The following is a 17,425-nucleotide window of genomic DNA, read 5'->3' as shown; positions in this document are numbered from 1 at the left end:
TGCTCCATGCTTGATTTTCTCGCCGCCGGTTCCGGTTCCGCAGGCCAGGGCCTGATCGGTTTCATTCCCATCATCGGCATGGTGCTGATCTTCTGGTTCCTGATCATCCGCCCGCAGATGAAGCAGCAGAAGGCCCACCGGGCCAAGATCGGCGCGGTGAAACGCGGTGACCAGATCGTTACCTCCGGCGGCATCATGGGCAAGGTCACCAAGGTCGATGAGGATTATGTCGAAGCCGAGATCGCGCAGGGCGTGAAGGTGAAGGTGGTCAAGACCATGATCGGCGATGTCCTTGCCCCCGGCGGCACGCCGGCCAACGACTGATCGCCCTGTCACTACCGCCGAAAGCGCTGCCACCATGCTCGATTTTCCGCTCTGGAAGAAGAATTTCCTCTGGGCCATCACGCTGATTGCCGTGCTGGCAGCGCTGCCTTCGCTGGCCACGATGACCAATCTGCGCTGGCCGGCGTCCCTGCCCAACCCGACTGTCAGCCTGGGACTGGACCTTGCCGGCGGCAGCCACATCCTGCTCGAAGCCGATCAGGCGCAGGTGGCGCGCCAGCGTCTGGAAAACATGGAAGAAGGCGTGCGCGCCGCGCTCAGCAGCGCGCGCCCGCAAATCCGCTTCAGCGATGTCTCCACGGCCGATCAGCGCCTGTCTGTCACGCTGGACGATCCTTCGCAGGTCGATGCCGCGCGCGAAGTCCTGCTGCCTTTGATGAGCGGCACCGGATTGACCAGCGAATGGTCGCTCGAAGTGCTCGACGGCAACCGTCTGGTGCTGACGCAGACCGAAGCGGGCGTGCGCAACGCCGTGACGACCGCGATGGACAGCGCCACCGATGTGGTGCGCCGCCGTATCGACTCGCTCGGCACGCGCGAACCGACGATCATTCGGCAGGGCGATACCCGCATCGTGGTGCAGGTGCCGGGCCTGCAAGACCCGGAAGAGCTGAAGGCGCTGCTGGGGCAGACCGCGCGGCTGGAATTCAAGCTGCTCGATACGCAGGCGACTCCGGCGCAGATCCAGTCGGGCATTCCCCGGCCGGGCAGTGAGCTGGTGCCGGGCGCGGTGGGCGGCGATTACGAAGGCACTGTGCTGGCAGTGCGCCGCCTTGGCGGGGTGCGCGGCGATTCGCTTACCAACGCCCAGCAGACCTTCGATCCGCAGACCAATGAACCTGCCGTCTCCATCACTTTCGACACGGCTGGCGCGCAGCGTTTCGCGGCGTTGACCACGCAGAATGTCGGCCAGCAATTTGCGATCATCCTCGATGGCGAAGTGCTGTCCGCCCCGGTGATCCGCGAACCGATTTTGGGAGGCACATCGCAGATTTCGGGCGGCTTTACCCTGCAAAAGGCGACCCAGCTTGCCCGTGCTCTCGCATCGGGCGCGCTCCCGGTCGATTTGACCGTGGTGGAAGAACGCACCGTGGGCCCTGACCTTGGCGCCGAATCGATCCGCACCGGCATGATCGCGATGGGCGTGGGCACGGGCCTTGTCATCCTGCTGATGATATCCGCCTATGGCCGGTTTGGCGTGTATGCGACGATCGCGCTGGTGTTCAACGTGCTGATGATCCTGGGCATCATGGCGATGGTGGGCACCACGCTGACCTTGCCCGGCATCGCCGGTTTCGTGCTGACCATCGGTGCGGCGGTGGACGCCAATGTGCTGATCAACGAACGCATCCGTGAAGAGCGAAAACGCGGCCGCCGGGTGATTGCGGCAGTGGAAAACGGCTACCGCGAGGCAAGCCGCGCGATTTACGACGCCAATGCCACCAACTTCATCGCGGGCGTGCTGCTGTTCCTGTTCGGCTCCGGCCCGGTAAAGGGCTTTGCCGTGGTGTTGATCATCGGCCTGTTCACATCCGTGTTCACCGCTGTCACGCTGACCCGGATGTGGGTGGCGGGCTGGCTGCGCAAGGCACGGCCCGCGGATCTGAATCTGTAAGGGCCGGGAGAGAGACTCATGCGACTTCTGAAACTCGTCCCCGACGATACCAACATCAAGTTCCTGCGCTGGCGCTGGCCGTTCTACATCGTCAGCATCCTGCTGATGATCGCCAGCTGGGGCGCGGTTTATGTCAACGGCCTGAATTACGGCGTGGACTTTGCCGGCGGACAGGAAGTGCGCGTTACCTTTGTGGGCCAGGAAGAAGCTCCGGTGGAGGCGCTGCGCGCGCAGATTGACGGGCTGGGTCTGGGCAGCCCGGTGATCCAGCGCTTTGGCGATCCCAATTCGGTGTCGATCCGCGTGCGCCTTCCCGAAGGCACCGAGGACACGCCCGGCGCCGCCGCTGAAATCGGCAACCGCGTGATTTCCGCGATCCAGTCCGAATACGACAATGTCCGCCGCGATGCGAACGACACGGTATCGGGCAAGGTGGCAGGCGAATTTCGCCAGACCGCGCTGCTGGCCTTGCTGTTCGCGATGATCGCCATCGCCATTTATATCTGGATCCGGTTCGAATGGCAGTTCGGCGTGGGCGCGCTGTTCGCGCTGTTCCACGACGTGTCGCTCACCATGGGGATGCTGGCGATCTTCCAGTTGGAGTTCAACCTGCAGATCATCGCGGCGATCCTGGCGATCATCGGCTATTCGCTGAACGACAATATCGTGGTGTATGACCGGGTGCGCGAGAACCTGAAGAAATACCGCAAGATGCCGCTGCCCGAACTGCTCGACCTGTCGGTGAATGAAACGCTGGCGCGCACGGTGATGACATCGCTGACGCTGCTGGCCGCGCTGTTCCCGCTGCTGATGTTCGGCCCGTCCACGCTGTTCGGCCTGACCGCCTGCATCACGCTGGGCATCTTTGTCGGCACGTACAGCTCGATCTACATGGCAGCGCCGATCCTGATCTGGCTGCGCGTCACCTCGGACAGCTTCGTGCCCAAGGAAGACGCGGTGGACATTCAGGAAAAGAAGGCGCGCGGGGAAGCCTGAGCCTTCAGGCGATAAGCCCTGCGTAATATTCCGCCAGCGCCGCCGCATTCGCTTCCCAGCTGAAGCGCGCGGCGTTGGCGGCCACCTCTTCGGCGGGGAGGGCGGCTGCAAGAACATCGCGCACTCCCTGCGCTATTCCGGCTGCGTTGCGTTCCACAATCCGGCCCGCGCTGTCATCGACAACCAATTCGCGCGCGCCGCCCGCATCGGTGATGACCAGCGGGGTGCCGCAGGCCAGCGCTTCCACCCAGGCATTGGCAAGCCCCTCGCTGGCCGATGGCAGAACCATTGCATCGGCCGCGCTGAGCACCACGGGCAGGCTGGCATGGTCGAGCGAGCCGAGGAAATGCACCCGGCTTTCCACGCCCAGATCGCGGGCCGATTGCTCCAGCATGGCCTTGTCCGGCCCTTGCCCCACCAGCACCAGATGCGCATCGGGCAGGGCGGGGAGCGCCTCGATCACGAAGCGCTGCCCCTTGCGCGGGATGAGCGCGCCTACGCTCGCAAGCAGCGGCCCATGTGCCGGTATGCCGCGTTCCTGCGCCAATTGCGCGCGGCAGGCCGTGCGGCCGAGCGGGTGAAAGCGGCTGCGATCAAGGCCGGTGTAGTGGACGGTAATCTTCTCCGACGGCAGGCCGATCGCCGCCATGTCCTGCGCCAGCGCCCGGCTGACCGCCAGCAATCCGCTTGCCTGATCAGCGGCGGCACGCATCTTGCGCAAGGCATAGGGCTTTGCCCCCCAATGCGAGATATCGGCGCCGCGCGCCTTGATCGAAAGCGGCAGGCCCAGCGCCGCCGCAATGGCAGCGGCGGCGGGCCCATCGGGGTAGAAGAACTGCGCATCGACCAGATCGAAGGGCTGCGCCGCGTGCAAGGCTTGCGCAATCGGCAGAGCGGCGCGGCAGATCATCGCCGGGTTGAACGGCCCGCCCACCGCCGGGATCAGCGTGAAACGCGGGCGGTGAACCGTGACGCCGTTCTCCTCCCCGCTGATCAGGGCATCGAGCAGCGGGGCATAGCGGCCCATGGCAATGGGTGGCAGGCCAATGGGGTTGATCACATCTACCGCCCAGTCCCCGCGCGCGGCCAGCGCCTCCAATTGGCGGGCAACAAAGGTGCCGAAACGCGGGGTGTGCGCGTTGGGATAGAGCGTGGCGATGGAGAGCAGGCGCTTCACGGGAGGTAATCTCGGTGTCAGAGCTTGCGCACCAGCATTTCGGCCACCGCCAGCCAGGCGGGGCGGTCGATCACGATCTGCCGCTGGCCGATGCCCGGCGGCAGCAGCGCCACCATGCTGCCCTGCCGGTCGATCAAACGGCCAAAGGCGTAACGCCCGCCACTGCGCGGGGCGAGGACATCGCGGTTGAGGATGGCCGCGGCCTGTTCGGGCGAGACCTGCCGCATCCACAACTGGTCGCCGCTGCGGTATTCGCCCTGCGGCGATTCCACCGAGAGGCAGACAAGCTGCGCACCATCGACCAGTTGCGTGGGCAGGATGGCGTTGCGCGTCCGGCTGAGCGGTTCGGCCCCCTGATCGGTCAGGCGGGCAACAACCTTGGGCGTGGTTTCCTCCGTCCCTTTTACCAGAAGTTCCGGATCGACGCCAAGGGCTGCACCAATCCGGTTCATCCAGACAAGGGACAGATTGCGCATTCCGGTTTCGAGTCGCCCGATCGTCTGCGCCGTGGTGGGCGGGGAGCACGCGGCCGCCACTTCGGCCAGCGTCATGCCCTTTTCCTTGCGGATGTCGCGGATGCGGTTGATCACGGGCATGGCCTCCTTCTTTAACCTAATCGGTTTTCTCTTTCCTACAGATTGTTCCATCTGGCAAGCCCCGCCGTCATCGCAGCAGGGGAGATTCGCATCCGTGAAGCAGCATCTGGTCGAACGGGAACTGACCGCCGAAGGCCCGCGCCGCCGCGCCGGGGCCACCGGGCCAAGCCGGCATCGCCGCGTCACCGTCAACATTGCCGAAAGCCCGCTTTCGTGGCTGCACGCGCACGGCCACATCGATGAACGGCTGTTTGATGCGGGCGAGCGGCTGCGCGCCGATTACGAGCGCGCGCAACTTGGCCCCAATGTCACGATGCGCTGGGATCCGGTGCGCATCAAGGGCAGCGGTGATCAGGGCCTGTCGGTAACCGAACGCGTCATCGCGGCGCGCACCCGCTTTCACGGCGCGCTGGCACAGGCGGGGCGCGGGCTGGAGGATATCCTCTGGCGCGTGGTGTGCGCGGGCGAGAGCCTGCCGGTGGCCGAAAAGGCGCTGGAATGGCCCGCGCGCAGCGGCAAGCTGGTGCTGAAACTGGCGCTGGACCGGGTGGCGGATTACTACCGCATCACCTGATCGGCCTTACCCCTCCACCATTTCCGCCAGTTCCAGCCAGCGTTCCTCTGCTGCGTCCTTTTCGGCGCGGGCCAGTTCGAGGCTCTTGGTAATGCGCGCGAATTTGTCCGGGTCGCTGGTGTAGAGCGCGGGGTCGGCCAGCGCCGCCTCGCCATTGGCGATCAGCCGCTCCAGCTCCTCGATCCGGGCAGGCAGCAGCTCGTAATCGCGCTGGTCCTTGTAGGAGAGCTTGGCTCGGCCCACCCCGCTGCGACTAGCCTCGCCTGAAGGCTCGTCAAGTCTCGCTCCCCTCCCGCTTGCGGGAGGGGCCGGGGGTGGGTTTTTCGCCTTCGCCGCCGCGCTGCGTTCCTTGCGGCGGGCCACCCAATCCTCGTAACCGCCCGCCACCACGTCCACCGTGCCGCTGCCATCAAGGCCCAGCGTCACGGTGACCGTGCGGTCGAGGAAGTCGCGGTCGTGGCTGACGATCAGCACGGTGCCTTCGTAATCGGCGATCACTTCCTGCAGCAGATCGAGCGTTTCGAGGTCGAGATCATTGGTCGGCTCGTCCAGCACCAACAGGTTGGATGTGCGGGCGAATTCGCGCGCGAGCAGGATGCGGCTGCGTTCCCCGCCGGAAAATGTCCCGATCTTGGCATCCACAACAGAGGGGTCGAACAGGAAGTCCTTGAGGTATCCCTGCACGTGTTTGCGCACCCCGCGCACATCGATCCAGTCGCCGCCTTCGGCCAGCACCTGCCGCACGGTCTTTTGCGGGTCGAGCAGCTTTCGTTGCTGGTCAATCATCACGCCTGACAGCGTCTTGGCAAGCGTGACGCTGCCGGTATCGGGCGCAAGTTCGCCGGTGAGCATTTTCAGCAGCGTGGTCTTGCCTGCGCCATTGCTGCCGACAATGCCGATCCGGTCGCCGCGCTGGATGCGCAGCGAGAACGGCTTGATGATCGTGCGCTCTCCGAACGATTTGGAGATATTCTCCGCCACGATCACCGATTTGGATTTGAACTCGCTGTCGCTTGCCAGATTGAGCTTTGCCGCGCCCGCCGGGTTGATCATTGCGGCGCGTGCGGCGCGCATCTCCCACAGTTTGGCCAGCCGCCCCTGGTTGCGCTTGCGCCGCGCGGTCACGCCGCGTTCCAGCCAGTGCGCCTCGATCTTCAGCTTGGCGTCGAGCCGGTCGGCATTGCGCGCTTCCTCGGCATAGACCTGTTCTTCCCACGCCTCATACCCGCCAAAGCCGACTTCCTTGCGTCGCAGATTGCCCCGGTCGAGCCACAGCGTCGCGCGGGTCAGCCGTTTCAGGAAGGTGCGGTCATGGCTGATGACGATGAAAGCGCCGCGAAACCGCTCCAGCCAGCTTTCCAGCCATTCGATGGCGGCCAGATCAAGGTGGTTGGTCGGCTCGTCCAGCAGCAGCAGGTCAGGATCCTGCGCCAGCGCGCGGGCAAGCGCGGCGCGGCGCTTTTCCCCCCCGCTGGCGGTGGCGGAGAGCGTGTCCATCGCAATGCCCATTTGCCCGGCAATCGCCTCCACCTCGTGCCGGGCGGGCGCGTCTTTACCGGCCAGTGCGAAATCCATCAGCGTGGCATGGGCGGAAAAATCGGGTTCCTGCTGAAGCCAGACGATATTGGTGCCCGGCTTCACCTTGCGCAGGCCGCGATCGCCCTCGATCTCGCCCGTGATGAGGCGCAGCAGCGTGGTTTTCCCTGCGCCGTTGCGCCCGATCAGCGCCAGCCGGTCGCGCGGGCCGATATGCAGGTCGATCCCGGCAGAAGGCGGCGCGCCGAACAGCCAGCCGCCGCCCTGCTGCAAGCCCAGCCCTTCCCAGGAAAGTATTGGTGGTTCCGCCATGATGGCGCTGCACCTAGTGGCCGCAAACCTTGCTGGCAAGGAACCGCGGGGTTCAGCCCTGCGTAATGCGTCCGGGGCCATGAGCTGCCCCCTGATTGCAGGAGATTTTGCATGACCCGTATTGCCCATCCGCTTGCCGCCGCCGTCCTTGCCGCTTCGCTGGGTGCCGCGCCCGCTTCTGCTGCCGAAGTGCAGATGCAGGTGACCGGCCCCGTGGTGGAACTGGCGGTGACCGAAGCGGTGCCTTCCGCGCCCGACATGGTGATGCTGGATGCGGGCGTGACCACGCAGAATGTCAGCGCCACCGCCGCCATGGCCGCCAATGCCCGCGCCATGAATGCGGTGATCGCGCGGATCGCGGCATCGGGCGTGGCGCGCGATGATATCCAGACCAGCGGCATCTCTCTCCAGCCCGAATATGAATGGGACGAAGCGACCCGTGCGCAGCGATTTTCCGGATACCGCGTCAGCAACCGGGTGCAGGTGAAGCTGCGCGCGATCGATCGCACCGGTGAGGTTCTGGATGCGCTCGTGGCGGCGGGCGCGACCGATCTGGGTGGTATCAATTTTGCCCTCTCCGATCCTGCCGCCGCGCAGGATCAGGCGCGCGTGCGGGCCATGGCGACCGCGCAGGAACGCGCGATGCGTTATGCCGGCCTTGCAGGCTACACCGGCCTGCGCCTGCTGGAAGTGAGCGAGAATGTGGAGCCGTTCTTTCCGCAGCCCATGCTCCGCACAGTCTCTGCTCAGGCCGAAGCGGCGCCCACCCCGGTTCTTCCCGGTCAGGTGCAGTCGGGCGTGACCGTCACTGTGAAGTATGAAATGACCCGTTAAGCTTTATCCCAACCTTTCTGAACGGTAAGGCTTGCATTCACAGCTTGTTCAAAGCAGCGCCACTAGGCAAAAGGCCATGATGAACCGGATTCTCGCATCTCTTGCCGCTGTGGCGCTGCTGGCCGGGCCGGCCTTTGGGCCGACGCTTGGGCCATTGGGCAGCGCCGAAGCGCTGGCGCAGGCGCGTTCGCTGCAACCCAATCCCAACGGGCCGGGGGCTGAACAGGCGCGGGCGCGCGAACAGATGCAGGCCGGGCGCAATATGCCCATTCGTGATATCGAACGCCGCATTATCCCGCAGATGGAGCGGGGCGACGAATATATCGGTTTCGAATATGATCCGGCGGCGCTGGCTTACCGGCTCAAGTTCATTCGCGAAGGGCGGGTGATCTGGGTCGATGTGGATGCCCGCACGGCGCGGATCTTGCGCGTGTCGCGGTAAGGGTTTTGGGGCGCTGCGCAGGATGGATGATCCCGCGCACGCAAGACAGGGGAATGATGGATGCGCATCCTGATTGTTGAGGATGAACCCACGCTGGGCCAGCAGCTCAAGAACACGCTGGAACAGAACGGTTATGCGGTGGACCTGTCCACCGATGGCGAGGACGGGCACTTCATGGGCTCGACCGAGGATTACGATGCCGTTGTGCTCGATCTGGGCCTGCCCGAGATTGACGGCTTGACCGTGCTGGGGATGTGGCGGCGCGAAAAGCGCAATTTCCCGGTGCTGGTGCTGACCGCGCGCGACAGCTGGAGCGACAAGGTGGCCGGGCTGGATGCAGGCGCGGACGATTACCTTGCCAAGCCGTTCCAGACCGAGGAACTGATCGCCCGCCTGCGCGCGCTGATCCGCCGCGCATCGGGCAATGCCAGCAGCGAACTGACCGCAGGCGATGTGCGGCTGGATACCCGTTCGGGCCGCGTCACCCGCAATGGCGAACCGGTGAAGCTGACCGCGCAGGAATACAAGCTGCTGTCCTATCTGATGCACCACAAGGGCAAGGTCGTCAGCCGCACCGAATTGATCGAGCATATTTACGATCAGGATTTTGATCGGGATTCCAACACGATCGAAGTTTTCGTGACGCGTATCCGCAAGAAACTGGGCGCTGATGTCATCACCACGATCCGCGGCCTTGGCTACAGTCTCGACGACCCGGCCTGAGGCTCTTGCCAGTGATGGCAATGCCAATGCCGGCACCGGCGTGATCGAGCCTTCGGTCGCGCCCTTGCCGCATACGGGCAGCATTTCGCGCCGCATGATGCTGATCGCGGCGGGGTGGATTTTCATCCTGCTGAGCCTTGGCGGTGTGGCGTTGGATCGCGCCTTGACCCGGCTGGTGTCCGACCAGTTCGATGCCGAACTGGAACAATCGCTCACCGCGATGATCGCCTCGGCGGAAATCGACCCGCTGGGCGAGGTGTTCTTCAACCGCATCCTGGGCGATCAGCGCTTTCTGGAGCCGAACAGCGGCTTTTACTGGCAGATTTCGGGCGGCGGTTACCAACCCTATCTTTCGCGGTCGCTGTGGGACAGCACGCTGGATATCCGCGAAGATGTCAACGCGGCCGAACCCATATTCTACGATTCCGACCAGTTCCCCGAAGAACGCCTGCGCATTGCCCAGCGCACGGTGGGACTGCCGGGCAGCGATGTGCGCTGGCAATTCGTGGTGGCCGGATCGCGTGAGGAGCTGGATGCGCGCCTGAACGAAATCCGCGCCATTCTGGCCTGGTCGTTCGCGGTGCTTGGCATTGGCCTGCTGCTGATGGCGATGCTGCAAAGCTGGTATGGCCTTGGCCCCTTGCGCCGCATCCGCCGGGCCATTGCCCGCATCCGCACATCGGGCGTCAACCGCGTGACCGATCCGCTGCCGCTGGAAGTGCAGCCCATGGTGGAGGAACTGAACGCGCTGCTTGCCCATTCGGAACGGCAGGCAGAAGAGGCGCGCACCCATGCGGGCAATCTGGCCCATGCGCTGAAAACGCCGCTGACGGTGCTGACCAATGCCGCATCCGCCCATTCACCCGATCTGGACGAGACGGTGCTGCGCGAAGTTGCCGTGATGCGGCGGCAGGTCGATCACCATCTGGCCCGCGCCCGCGCGGCGGGGCGGCGCGCGGTGGGCCTTGCGCGCACCAATGTGATGGACAGCGCGGTGGCGGTGCAGCGCGCGGTGTCGCGCCTTTATCCGCAAGTGCGCTTCGATATTGACGGATCGGCCGAGGCGCGCGTGGTGATCGAGCGGCAGGATCTGGAGGAAATGCTCGGCAACCTGATCGAGAACGCCGCCAAATATGGCGGCGGCAGCGTGTTTGTGACGGTGGACGCCGAGGCATCGGACGAAGCGGGGCGCGATTTCGTCTCCATCTGGGTGGAGGATGACGGCGTGGGCATCCCCCCGGAAAAGCGCGGCGAATTGTTCAGCCGCGGGGCGCGGCTGGATACCGAAAAGCCGGGCACTGGCCTTGGCCTTGCCATCGTGCGCGACGTAGCGGAAATCTATCAGGGCAGCGTGGAACTGGCCGAAAGCGAGGATCTGGGCGGATTGCTGGTCAAGCTTCGCCTGCCGCGCGCGAAGGCGGAGTAGGCGTTACAGCACCCGGTCGGGTAGCCCGTCGAACTGGGGCAGGGCATTGTCGAGCTTGTCCCAGGCCACACGGTCTTTCACATAGATGATGTTTTGCGGGCTGACCTGTCCCGGATCGTCCAGACTGCCCGCCTGCACCATGATGTGATCGCCCGGCAAATCGCCCGATGTGTAAAGCCGCCCCGCGCACCGCCCGCAGAAATGGCGTGTGACCTTTCCGCCGGTCGCGCCCGTATTGGTGAAGGTGGCGGGCGTGCCGTGCAGCCGCAGCTGATCCTTGTGGATGCCGATGATCGTGGTGTGGCCGGTGCCGGTCGCCTTCTGGCAATCCTTGCAGCAGCATTGGCTGACGAACAGCGCCGGCGGGGCGATTTCGTAGCGGATGTCGCCGCACAGGCAGCCGCCGATCAGGGGTGCATCGCTCATTTCATCTTGCCCCTATTTGCCCTGTGCCCGCTGATGGTGGCGGATCACCTCGTCGATCACGAAACGGATGAACTTTTCGCTGAATTCCGGGTCCAGTTCGGCCTCTACCGCCAGCGCGCGCAACCGCTCGATCTGCCGCGCCTCGCGCCCCGGATCGCTGGGCGGCAGATTATGCGCCGCCTTGTGCGCGCCCACCGCCTGCGTGATGCGAAACCGTTCGGCCAGCATATGAATCAGCGCCGCGTCGATATTGTCGATGCTCTTGCGGTAACCGGCCAGAACCGGGTCAGGCGCAGCGGCGGGAGGAGGGCTGGGGGAAAAGCGGGCGGGCGGTTGCGTCATGCTGCCCTGACTAGCAGCAAATGCAAACTTGCCAAGACGGGCCTGTTTGCCCATGGGTTTGTGCACCATGAACGGCAATGTCGTCCCCCTGAAGCGCGGTTCTGCGCCCGCTACACCCAGTCTGGCCCCGATCCTGTCCTTGACGCAGGCGGCGATGAACAGTGTCAACCAGGTCATTCTTGACCGGATGCAGAGCGAGATTCCGCTCATCCCGGCGCTGGCCGGCCATCTTATCAGCGGCGGCGGCAAGCGGATGCGCCCCATGCTCACACTCGCCGGGGCCGAGGTGATCGGGTATCAGGGCACGCGCCACCACAAGCTGGCCGCTGCGGTCGAATTCATCCACACCGCCACGCTGCTGCACGATGATGTGGTGGACGGCAGCGAGACGCGCCGGGGCAAGGAAACCGCCAATATCGTGTTCGGCAACCCGGCCACCGTGCTGGTGGGCGATTTCCTGTTTTCGCGCGCGTTCGAACTGATGGTGGAGGATGGCAGCCTGAAAGTGCTCAAAATCCTCTCCAGCGCCAGCGCGATCATCGCGCAGGGCGAGGTCGATCAGCTGGTCAGCCAGCGCCGCATTGAAACGAGCGAGGAGCGCTATCTCCACATCATCGGCGCCAAGACCGCCGCGCTGTTCGCCGCCGCCAGCCGCATCGCCGCCGTAGTGGCCGAACGCGGCGAGGAGGAAGAGCGCGCGCTGGACGATTACGGGCGCAATCTGGGCGTGGCCTTCCAGCTGGTTGACGATGCGATCGATTACGATTCGTCGGCCGCCGAGATGGGCAAGGAACGGGGCGACGATTTCCGCGAAGGCAAGATGACGCTGCCGGTGATCCTCGCCTATGCGCGCGGGAATGAGGAGGAGCGCCGGTTCTGGCGTGACGCCGTGGCGGGCTTCACCAATTCCGACAAAGACCTCGCCCACGCGGTCGAATTGATCCGCAAGCACGACACAGTCGCCGCAACCCGCGAACGCGCCCGCCATTTCGCGCAGCGCGCCTGCGATGCGCTGGCGATCTTCCCCGACAGCGAAGCGCGCCGGGCCATGGTGCAGGCGGCGCAATTTGCGGTGGCGCGGGGGTATTGAACTGACGCGTCCGCTCACCCTGAGCTTGTCGAAGGGTGCCTGCGCCAGCTAAGCGCCAGACGTGCTTTGACTTCGCTCAGCACGAACGGATTTCCGCTATTGTCGTCAAACCTCCCCATCCACGCCGTTCTGCCCGATCTGCTGGCCGCCCTGCGCACGGGCAATTCTGCGGTGCTGATCGCGCCGCCGGGCGCGGGCAAGACCACCAGCGTCGCGCCGGCCCTGCTGAGTGAGCCATGGTGCACGGGGCAGGTCATCCTGCTCTCCCCCCGCCGCGTGGCGGCGCGCGCCGCGGCGGAGCGCATGGCCGAATTGCTGGGCGAGGAAGTCGGCGGCACGGTCGGCTATCTGACCCGGCTGGACAGCAAGACCTCCGCCAGAACCCGGCTGCTGGTGGTGACAGAGGCGATTTTCGTCGCCCGTATCCTCGCGGATCAGGAGTTGGCAGGCGTGTCCGCCGTGCTGTTCGACGAAGCGCATGAACGGCATCTCGACAGCGATCTGGGCCTCGCGCTGGCGCTCGAATCGCAAAGCGTGCTGCGCAATGATTTGCGCCTGCTGGTGATGTCCGCCACGCTGGATGGCGCGCGCTTTGCGCAGCTACTGGGCGATGATGCGCCGGTGATCGAAAGCGAAGGCAAGGCCTATCCCCTGGCGATCACATGGCTGGGCAGCAGCCCCGAAAAGCGGCTGGACGAGGCGATGGCGAGTGCCGTGCTCACCGCGTGGCGCGAGCAGGAGGGCGATATCCTCGCTTTCCTGCCCGGCGTGGGGGAGATCGAACGGCTGCGCGAGAGGCTGGTTGAGCGCCTGCCCAACGTGCCGATCCTGCCGCTGCATGGGCAGGTGCTGCCCCCCGATCAGCGCGCCGCCATCCGCCGTGATCCGGCAGGCCGCCGCCGTATCGTGCTGGCGACCAGTATTGCGGAGACCTCGATCACGCTCGACGGGGTGCGCGTGGTGGTGGATAGCGGCCTGTCGCGCCGCGCCCAGTTCGATGTCGCGGCGGGCGTCACACACCTTGTCACCACCCGCGCCAGCCAGGCCAGCGCGGCGCAAAGGGCGGGGCGCGCGGCGCGGCAGGGGCCGGGCGTTGCCTATCGCCTGTGGGAAGAAGCCGGCCATGCCGGGCGCGAAGCCTTCGACCCGCCCGAAATGCTTAACCGCGATCTGGCGCCGCTGGTGCTGGCGCTGGCGCAATGGGGGGTGGAGGATGCCGCCACCCTGCCATGGATCGACCCGCCGCCTGCGCCTGCACTCGCCGCCGCGCGCGAACGGCTGCGCGCGCTCGATGCGCTGGCCCTTCGTCAGGCTCAGGGTGAGCGGCGGTGGGAAATTACCGAAACCGGGCGGCAGATCGCCGCGCTGCCGATGGAGCCGTGGCAGGCGGCGATGCTGCTTTTCGGGGCGCGGCATGGCGCAGGGCGGCAGGCGGCGCGGCTGGCTCTGTTGCTCCAGGAACGCGGGCTGGGCGGGCGCGGAGAGGATCTGGCCGCGCGCCTGCAACGCTGGGACGGCGAAAGATCGGGCCGGGCGGAGGCCGCGCGCAAGCTGGCGGATGGCTGGGCGCGGCGGGCAGAGGGGCTTCGACAGGCTCAGCCTGAGCGGCTTTCCAGCATGACCAAAGGCACCGCTCGCCCTGAGCCTGTCGAAGGGCGCGAACCACCCCTCGGCATCCTGCTTGCCCATGCACTGCCCGACAATCTGGCGCGGCGGCGCGATGCGTCGGGGGAAAGCTGGCTGTCGGCGGGCGGGCGCGGCTATGCGCTCGACCCGGCATCGCCGCTGGCGCGCGCGGAATGGCTGGCGATTGGCGATGCGCAGGGGCGCGCAGGCGCGGCGCGGATTACCGCTGCAATTGCGCTCGACACCGCCGAAGTCGAGCAATGGCTGGGCGAGCGGATTACCCGCCGCCACACCGCGCGCTGGAACGCCAGCGAAGGCCGGGTGGAAGCGCGGCTAGAACGGCGGCTGGGCGCGATCACGCTGGCGAGCGGCCCCGATCCGCAGCCTGATCCGCAGACGATTGTGGATATCCTTGTGGACAAGGCGGTGGAACAACTGGGGGAAATCCTGCCGCGCGGCCTGATTGCGCGCGCCCGCTTTGCCGGGCTGGCGGCGTTGTCGCCGGATCGTTTGGCGGCAGAGGCAGGCGATTGGCTCGCCCCCCTGCTCACCGGGCGGCGCGATCTGGATGTGCCGAAAGCTGCTCTGGTGGAGGCCCTGCTGAACCGCCTTTCGTGGGAGGAGCGCCAGACGCTCGACCGGCTGGCTCCGCGCGATTTTGCCAGCCCGGCGGGAACGCACCACGCGATCGATTACGAGGGCGATGATGCGCCAAGCGTGGAGGTGCGCGTGCAGGCGGTGTTCGGGCTGGACGCGCACCCGATGATCGGCAGCACGCCGCTGCTGCTCAAGCTGACCGATCCGGGCGGCAAGCCGATGCAGGCCACGCGCGATCTGCCCGGCTTCTGGCGCGGATCGTGGCGCGATGTGCAAAAGGACGGCAAGGGCCGCTATCCCAAGCACCGCTGGCCCGATGAGCCGTGGGCGGAGAAACCCAGCCTCAAGACGAAAAACGCCTTCAACCGCACTTGATTTGCGCGCCCGAAATCCGCAAAGGAACCACCATGCAGGCACGCATCTATCAACGTCCGAAAAACGCGATGCAGAGCGGCAAGGCTCTGACCGATCAGTGGATTCTCGATTTCGCCCCGGCGCAGGCCAAGCGGCCCGATCCGCTGATGGGCTGGGCGGGCAGCGGCGACACGCAGGCGCAAGTGCAATTGAAATTCCCCACGCGTGAAGCGGCAGAAGCCTATGCCGCCAAGCACGGCATTGATGCCGTGGTTCACATCGTGCCACCCAGGCGGCTGAAAATTCAGGCCTACGCCGACAATTTCCGCTGACGATCCACGCAGCGGGCGTTCTGGCCCGTTGGTGGTTGAACTCCGCCCGTTTTCGCGCCATATGCAGCGCGGGAGTCGGGTGGACGTTCGCGTCTGCTCACCTGGTCAGGTCCGGAAGGAAGCAGCCAAGGTAGATTGCAGCGGGTCGCCCGGCTCCTTTTTCATCCACATCGCAGGGTTTCCTCCACGTCGCGCAGGCCATGACATTCGGGGCGCGAACGCCTACCTAGATGCGCATGGGTGATTCACCGGATGACGAGACCCCGCCTTGGGCTTTGGGCGAGGGTGAGGGCGAGGGCAATCCGCCTTCCGCTGCCGAATTGGAAGCGGCGGGGCAGTCTGCGCTGTTTGGTGCGCTGGATGTGCCGGCAAAACCTGCTGAGCCGGCTTCTGCGCCTGTTCAGGCCCCTTCAGTTCTCGCCACTCCACCCGACTCGCCTGCGCAGCCTTACCGCGTGCTGGCGCGCAAATACCGCCCCCAAACCTTCTCCCAGCTTCTGGGGCAGGAACCGATGGTGCGCACGCTGGCCAATGCCATTGCGCGGGGTCGGCTGGCGCACGCTTTCCTGATGACCGGGGTGCGCGGGGTGGGCAAGACTTCTACCGCCCGGCTGATCGCCAAGGCATTGAATTGCATCGGGCCAGACGGGCAGGGCGGCCCCACGATTGATCCGTGCGGCCAATGCGAACCCTGCCGCGCCATTGCCGAGGGGCGCCATATCGACGTGATCGAGATGGACGCCGCCAGCAATACCGGCGTGGACGATGTGCGCGAGATTATCGAGGCGGTTCGCTATGCCGCCGTGTCGGCGCGCTTCAAGATCTATATCATCGACGAAGTGCATATGCTCTCGCGCAATGCGTTCAATGCCTTGCTCAAGACACTTGAGGAACCGCCGCCGCACGTAAAGTTCCTGTTTGCCACCACCGAAGTCGACAAGCTGCCCGTCACCGTCCTGTCGCGCTGCCAGCGGTTTGACCTGCGCCGCATCCCGGCATCGCTGCTGGCGGAGCATTTCGGGCGCATCTGTGCAGCGGAAGGGGTGAGCGCGGAAGACGAGGCGCTGGCGATGATCGCGTCCGCCGCCGAAGGGTCCGCGCGCGATGGGCTTTCCATCCTCGATCAGGCGATTGCCCATGCCGATATGGACGCGGCCGAGGACACGCGCGTCACCGCCGCCAAGGTGCGCGAGATGCTGGGCCTTGCCGACAAGGGCGCGCAAAGGCGGCTGTTCGCCTGCCTGCTCGATGCCGATCCGGCGGGCCTGCTGGATGCGGTGGAAGACCAGTTCGCGCTGGGGGTGGAGCCGCTGGCGCTGATGCGCGCGCTGATGGAACTGACGCACCGCGTGGCCTTGGCGCAATTGGCCAAGGGCGAGGCGGCGGGCGTTTCGGAGGAGGAGCGGCAGGCGATTGGCGAATGGGCCACGCGGCTTTCCGCAGGGCAGGTGCACCGCCTGTGGCAATTGCTGCTGAAAGGGCATGACGAAGTGCGCGCGGCCCCTGATCCGCTGATGGCAGCGCAGATGGCGCTGCTGCGCGTGCTGCACGCGGTGGAACTGCCCGATCCCGGATCGCTGGAAAAGCTGCTGAAGGATGCCGCCTCGCGCGGCGTTGGCACGGCGGCTCCTGCTGCTGCTGGCGCGCCCTCAGCCGGCACTGCCGCTGCCGCGCCCGCCGCGCTCTCGGCGGACATTGCGATGGAATGGAGCATCCTGTGCGACAGGGTTGAGCAGGAAGGCCTGCTGCGCGTCACGCAGATCATGCGCGATTATGTGCAGGTGATAGACCTTGCGCAGGGCCGCCTCACCTTTACCACGCCCGCCGATTTCACCGACGATATCACGGGCGAAGTGCGCGATGCGCTGCGCCGCGCCACGGGCGAGATGTGGGAGGTGCAGCGCGGCAGCGGCGCCGCCATGCCCTCGCTACGCGAACGCGAACTTGCCGCTCGCGCTGCCGAGCAGGCACGCATCCGCAACCACCCGCTCGTCACCGCTACGCTGGCCGCCTTTCCCGGTGCGGAATTGGTCGAGGATGGCGAGGTGGCCGAAGTCAACCGCTACAGGCAAAGAAGGTAATCCC

At 65.7% G+C, this 17,425-nt stretch carries 17 protein-coding genes and 1 other RNA gene; 13 read left to right on the top strand and 5 right to left on the bottom strand.

Annotated elements, in window-relative coordinates; genetic code table 11:
• The first annotated feature begins 6 nt into the window (after positions 1-6).
• Genes yajC through secF form a run of 3 tightly spaced genes read left to right on the top strand, consistent with a single transcriptional unit; the run spans position 7 to position 2,953 of the window.
• Positions 7-324, top strand: a complete 318-nt coding sequence (yajC, locus tag WFP44_RS12065; protein ID WP_336926807.1) for a preprotein translocase subunit YajC — start codon at positions 7-9, stop codon at positions 322-324.
• A gap of 34 nt (positions 325-358) precedes the next feature.
• Complete coding sequence (secD, locus tag WFP44_RS12060; protein WP_336926806.1) at positions 359-1,957, top strand: protein translocase subunit SecD; 1,599 nt, start codon at positions 359-361, stop codon at positions 1,955-1,957.
• Positions 1,958-1,975: 18 nt separating this feature from the next.
• On the top strand, positions 1,976-2,953 hold the full coding sequence (gene secF / locus WFP44_RS12055) for a protein translocase subunit SecF (protein ID WP_336926805.1): 978 nt from the start codon (positions 1,976-1,978) through the stop codon (positions 2,951-2,953).
• 4 nt (positions 2,954-2,957) lie between these two features.
• Here secF and WFP44_RS12050 read toward each other — a convergent pair whose 3' ends face one another.
• Both WFP44_RS12050 and WFP44_RS12045 read right to left on the bottom strand, forming a co-directional pair.
• Positions 2,958-4,130 carry a glycosyltransferase gene (locus tag WFP44_RS12050; protein WP_336926804.1) on the bottom strand — a complete coding sequence of 391 codons (1,173 nt, stop codon included), beginning with the start codon at positions 4,128-4,130 and terminating at the stop codon, positions 2,958-2,960.
• Between the two features lie 17 nt (positions 4,131-4,147).
• Positions 4,148-4,720, bottom strand: coding sequence for a helix-turn-helix domain-containing protein (locus WFP44_RS12045; protein WP_336926861.1), 573 nt, complete (start codon positions 4,718-4,720; stop codon positions 4,148-4,150).
• A 100-nt stretch (positions 4,721-4,820) separates the two neighbouring features.
• On the opposite strand from WFP44_RS12045, the gene WFP44_RS12040 reads away from it, so the two are divergent.
• The gene (locus WFP44_RS12040; protein WP_336926803.1) at positions 4,821-5,300 is read left to right on the top strand and encodes a DUF6456 domain-containing protein; all 480 of its coding nucleotides are present in this window, start codon (positions 4,821-4,823) and stop codon (positions 5,298-5,300) included.
• Between the two features lie 6 nt (positions 5,301-5,306).
• Here the strand turns inward: WFP44_RS12040 and WFP44_RS12035 are convergent, their stop codons facing one another.
• Positions 5,307-7,148, bottom strand: a complete 1,842-nt coding sequence (locus WFP44_RS12035) for an ABC-F family ATP-binding cassette domain-containing protein (RefSeq protein WP_336926802.1) — start codon at positions 7,146-7,148, stop codon at positions 5,307-5,309.
• A gap of 111 nt (positions 7,149-7,259) precedes the next feature.
• Between WFP44_RS12035 and WFP44_RS12030 the strand changes: the two genes are divergently transcribed.
• From WFP44_RS12030 to WFP44_RS12015, 4 genes are all read left to right on the top strand, one after another.
• The gene (locus WFP44_RS12030) at positions 7,260-7,982 is read left to right on the top strand and encodes an SIMPL domain-containing protein (protein WP_336926801.1); all 723 of its coding nucleotides are present in this window, start codon (positions 7,260-7,262) and stop codon (positions 7,980-7,982) included.
• Positions 7,983-8,058: 76 nt separating this feature from the next.
• Positions 8,059-8,424 carry a hypothetical protein gene (locus WFP44_RS12025; protein ID WP_336926800.1) on the top strand — a complete coding sequence of 122 codons (366 nt, stop codon included), beginning with the start codon at positions 8,059-8,061 and terminating at the stop codon, positions 8,422-8,424.
• Between the two features lie 60 nt (positions 8,425-8,484).
• A complete protein-coding gene (locus tag WFP44_RS12020) occupies positions 8,485-9,147 on the top strand; it encodes a response regulator transcription factor (protein WP_336926799.1) in 663 nt (220 codons plus the stop codon).
• On the top strand, positions 9,095-10,573 hold the full coding sequence (locus tag WFP44_RS12015) for a sensor histidine kinase (RefSeq protein WP_377923015.1): 1,479 nt from the start codon (positions 9,095-9,097) through the stop codon (positions 10,571-10,573). The genes WFP44_RS12020 and WFP44_RS12015 overlap by 53 nt, the downstream gene beginning before the upstream one ends.
• Positions 10,574-10,576: 3 nt before the next feature.
• Here WFP44_RS12015 and WFP44_RS12010 read toward each other — a convergent pair whose 3' ends face one another.
• The gene (locus tag WFP44_RS12010; RefSeq protein ID WP_336926798.1) at positions 10,577-10,999 is read right to left on the bottom strand and encodes a GFA family protein; all 423 of its coding nucleotides are present in this window, start codon (positions 10,997-10,999) and stop codon (positions 10,577-10,579) included.
• A 12-nt stretch (positions 11,000-11,011) separates the two neighbouring features.
• Positions 11,012-11,341 carry a chorismate mutase gene (locus WFP44_RS12005; RefSeq protein WP_336926797.1) on the bottom strand — a complete coding sequence of 110 codons (330 nt, stop codon included), beginning with the start codon at positions 11,339-11,341 and terminating at the stop codon, positions 11,012-11,014.
• 67 nt (positions 11,342-11,408) lie between these two features.
• On the opposite strand from WFP44_RS12005, the gene WFP44_RS12000 reads away from it, so the two are divergent.
• The 5 genes from WFP44_RS12000 (at position 11,409) to WFP44_RS11980 (ending at position 17,421) form a co-directional block, all read left to right on the top strand.
• A complete protein-coding gene (locus WFP44_RS12000) occupies positions 11,409-12,431 on the top strand; it encodes a polyprenyl synthetase family protein (RefSeq protein ID WP_336926859.1) in 1,023 nt (340 codons plus the stop codon).
• A 99-nt stretch (positions 12,432-12,530) separates the two neighbouring features.
• Positions 12,531-15,029 carry an ATP-dependent helicase HrpB gene (hrpB, locus tag WFP44_RS11995; RefSeq protein ID WP_336926796.1) on the top strand — a complete coding sequence of 833 codons (2,499 nt, stop codon included), beginning with the start codon at positions 12,531-12,533 and terminating at the stop codon, positions 15,027-15,029.
• A 32-nt stretch (positions 15,030-15,061) separates the two neighbouring features.
• Complete coding sequence (locus WFP44_RS11990) at positions 15,062-15,340, top strand: ETC complex I subunit (protein WP_336926795.1); 279 nt, start codon at positions 15,062-15,064, stop codon at positions 15,338-15,340.
• A 68-nt stretch (positions 15,341-15,408) separates the two neighbouring features.
• Positions 15,409-15,503, top strand: an RNA gene (gene ffs, locus WFP44_RS11985) — signal recognition particle sRNA small type.
• A gap of 73 nt (positions 15,504-15,576) precedes the next feature.
• Entirely contained in the window at positions 15,577-17,421 is a 1,845-nt protein-coding gene (locus WFP44_RS11980; protein WP_336926794.1) for a DNA polymerase III subunit gamma/tau, read from the top strand.
• Positions 17,422-17,425 lie beyond the last annotated feature (4 nt).

This window comes from Alteraurantiacibacter palmitatis (assembly GCF_037154115.1).
Lineage (GTDB): Bacteria > Pseudomonadota > Alphaproteobacteria > Sphingomonadales > Sphingomonadaceae > Alteraurantiacibacter > Alteraurantiacibacter palmitatis.
This window is presented reverse-complemented; position numbering and strand designations above follow the sequence as displayed.